At 43.5% G+C, this 2,950-nt stretch carries 1 protein-coding gene; it reads left to right on the top strand.

Translation table 11 applies throughout. From position 1 onward, the window contains the following. Positions 1–767 precede the first annotated feature (767 nt). Positions 768–2,950 (top strand): hypothetical protein (locus KDK14_RS06340; RefSeq protein ID WP_257264174.1); only part of this gene is annotated, 2,183 nt, incomplete at its 3' end.

The following is a 2,950-nucleotide window of genomic DNA, read 5'->3' as shown; positions in this document are numbered from 1 at the left end:
GTGATGAGTTTTTGTTATGAAACACAGCAAAGGCATGCATAAACAAATCTGAAACGGTAATATTTGCTGAACGTCCTTTTCTGAAGTATCTATGTCAGCCAATTGCAGAGGGTATCCTGCTGACTGAGTTACACAAACTTCAAGACAACAACGGTCGCACCCCGCTGCATAAATTCTTTTCCCGTAAGGAGAGCAATGAGGAAATTGGTAAGCTGTTAATTCAAGAACCTGGCCCCGGGACATTTTATGAGTTAATGCATATCAAAGATAAACAAGACACTACCGTTATGGACCATTTATCAAAACTCCATGAGGATTTATATGATAATTACAACGCTATCTTTCAGAAACTCCCCGCTACGGTAAAAGTTAAGCAGTCTGGCTTTGATGCATCCGAAAGCAAGGGCAGTGACTTGACGCTGTCGGCCTCTCCCCGGACGAATACTCCAGGAGGCTGTCCGAGAATAGACTGCCCCAGGCGGCAACTGCTCCTGCATTGTTCTGGCGCCTGCATCCATGCAGTCGTAATGTAGCAGCAAATTGGTCTAAAAAGTTGGAATTTTTTAGTAAATAGAACCACAATTCAAAAAAAATTTCCGACTTATTGTCCTCAATTTTCTGACATCCTCGCCACGGGGACGCCCAGTCGGGTGCTATTCCCGGATAGCCTTCTGGATCAACGCAGGAGCAGCTGCCAAGAGTGTCGGCACAAGGTGTCAGAAATATATGATTTCATACGGTTCGCTAATTAATGTCAGGGAGGTGAAATGAACCCTTGTCAGTTACAGGGACTGACTCCGCAGCAGCTGTATGCATTGATCAGGGAGTCAGCCGTTGGATTTTCAGCAGAAGGTGGTTCCATTCAGTATCTTGGCAGGCAGATACAGCTGCATGATGGCATCACCGCACTGTCAGAGCAAAAAGTCATAACCGCTGAAAGTAAACAGTTATTTGCCCGGCTGGTTAATCTTCAACCCGATCTTGAAACTGAATTGCCCGGTTCAAAAGCTGAAGCAATACAGAGGGTCGCCAAGAATTTGGTAGTAAAATATCGTTTTGGGGCAATAGCAAAGTCACCAACCAGGGAGGTGCAATGTGCCGTTTTTCTTGAGTGCATGTTATCACCTCATATAGGTAAGGTCGCTACGATAAGAAAGTTATCCGAAGCCAATTCTTTAAGTGAGGCTGAAAAACTCGGGATCATGTTGGCTGCTGAAGAAAAGCTTGTATTGCCGGGGGGCTGCTGGGAACTTGTCGATATTCCTTTATCTATCCGATGGGAGAAGGCGAAGCGCCTGTTTCAATGTCTTTCTGAGAAGCCTTCTCTGGCGGAGGACCATGAAATTACTGAACAATTGTTTGTATTAAACCCTATTGTCCGTGAAAAACTGTTCAAAGTCGGGCTTCTGGTTATCAGGCAAATCATTGAATCGGAAAACAACGAACTTTCCAGACAGCTGTTGAGTGAAGTTGACAATATTGAAAAATTATTTACTCCAAAAGCTGAAGAGAGTGGCTGCTTGTCAAGCGTTGATGATGATCAAGATTTCAAATTCTACACGAAAAGGTTATTATACTTGTATGCAGCCTGTTCCGGTTTTTCACAGGAGGCTGATATTGCTGAGTTAACTTCGTACGTTAGAACTGTTTTGTACTCCACCGATGCAAAAAACATCTGGCATATTGTTAAAGAACTGGCCTATTTGTCGAAACAACCGGGCTCCATTGGTTATTGCCGTTATATTGATGTCGTGGCAAATATATTGAAAGTTCCTGCCACACATGTTTCCCTACAGTTTGAAAATCTCAAACAACTCAGTGATATCAATGGGTTTGCGTTACTTGAAAGCAAAAAAACACTGCCCCCTTATCTAAAGGTACTCAGGGCAAACATTGATAACATGACTCCGGAATATTCACAGGTATTGCTCGATACAGTTGACGACCTGGAATGCAAATTTGCTGATATATCACTACCTGAAGACAAGCCTGCTATTAAATCGAAAGTGCATCGACTTTTGATGATTATTGCCGCTTGCAAATCATCCAGACAAATAATGGATACTGCAGTATTGGCCCGTTTTGTCGTGGTCATCATGAAACATCGAAATCAAAAAAATATTCCTTATCTCATTCATGGGCTGGCCCGTCTGGCTCAGAGCACCCCGAAAATACAGCAAATATTGGGTAAGCCCAAAGTCAGTGGGGGAGACCATTTGCGACTGGCCCCACTGCAATTGCTGGGATTTATACCCGAAGTTATATCAGAAGATGAATTTATCAAACTCGGTGAATCTCTGCATGCTTGTGGTGCAAACAAGCGCCGGATGAAAGATATCAAGGTTTTCCATCAGTGGCAGGCCACTCTTGAGCAGGTATTGGTCAACAACGATATGAATAAGGCTATGGTCGTGCAAATCCTGAAAAATCTCACCCACAGTCCGACTTATGACAAACTGGGCTGGCTTCACATCTTACTCAAAATAGGCGGCAGGTTTAATAAATTTCTGGACAGCATGGGCCTCAGTTGTCAGATGGAAGGATTACCATTGTTGATCGCTGAAAAAGGCAGTGAAGCTTTAGTGGGAATAAATAAGGCGGTATCAAAATGGTTATTGAAACAACGACACTCCCATCTCCTGCCTTTTTACATAGTTTCAATGTCAGAATATTGTGACGAAATCGGGAATACGGAAATTACAGGCCTTATTCAGGAGTTTATCCACAGCAGTGCTAACCATACTTTTATTGAAGCCAGGCAGTCACCACTGAACAATCCTCACTTGCAGGTCGTTTACCAGAAATACACACAATTCAAAGCAGGTTGGCGGGCAAATTTCAGTAACTTTAGCGAGGAAACCAGAAACAAATTGTTGTCTCCGGGAGAAACCCTGGAGCTGACAGAGGACCCCTGGGATCTTTTTATCAGTGGACTTGAAGTTCACAGCTG

Origin of the sequence: Endozoicomonas sp. ONNA2 (genome assembly GCF_024606365.1) — a bacterium.
In the GTDB taxonomy this organism is placed as follows: Bacteria; Pseudomonadota; Gammaproteobacteria; order Pseudomonadales; family Endozoicomonadaceae; genus Endozoicomonas.
This window is presented reverse-complemented; position numbering and strand designations above follow the sequence as displayed.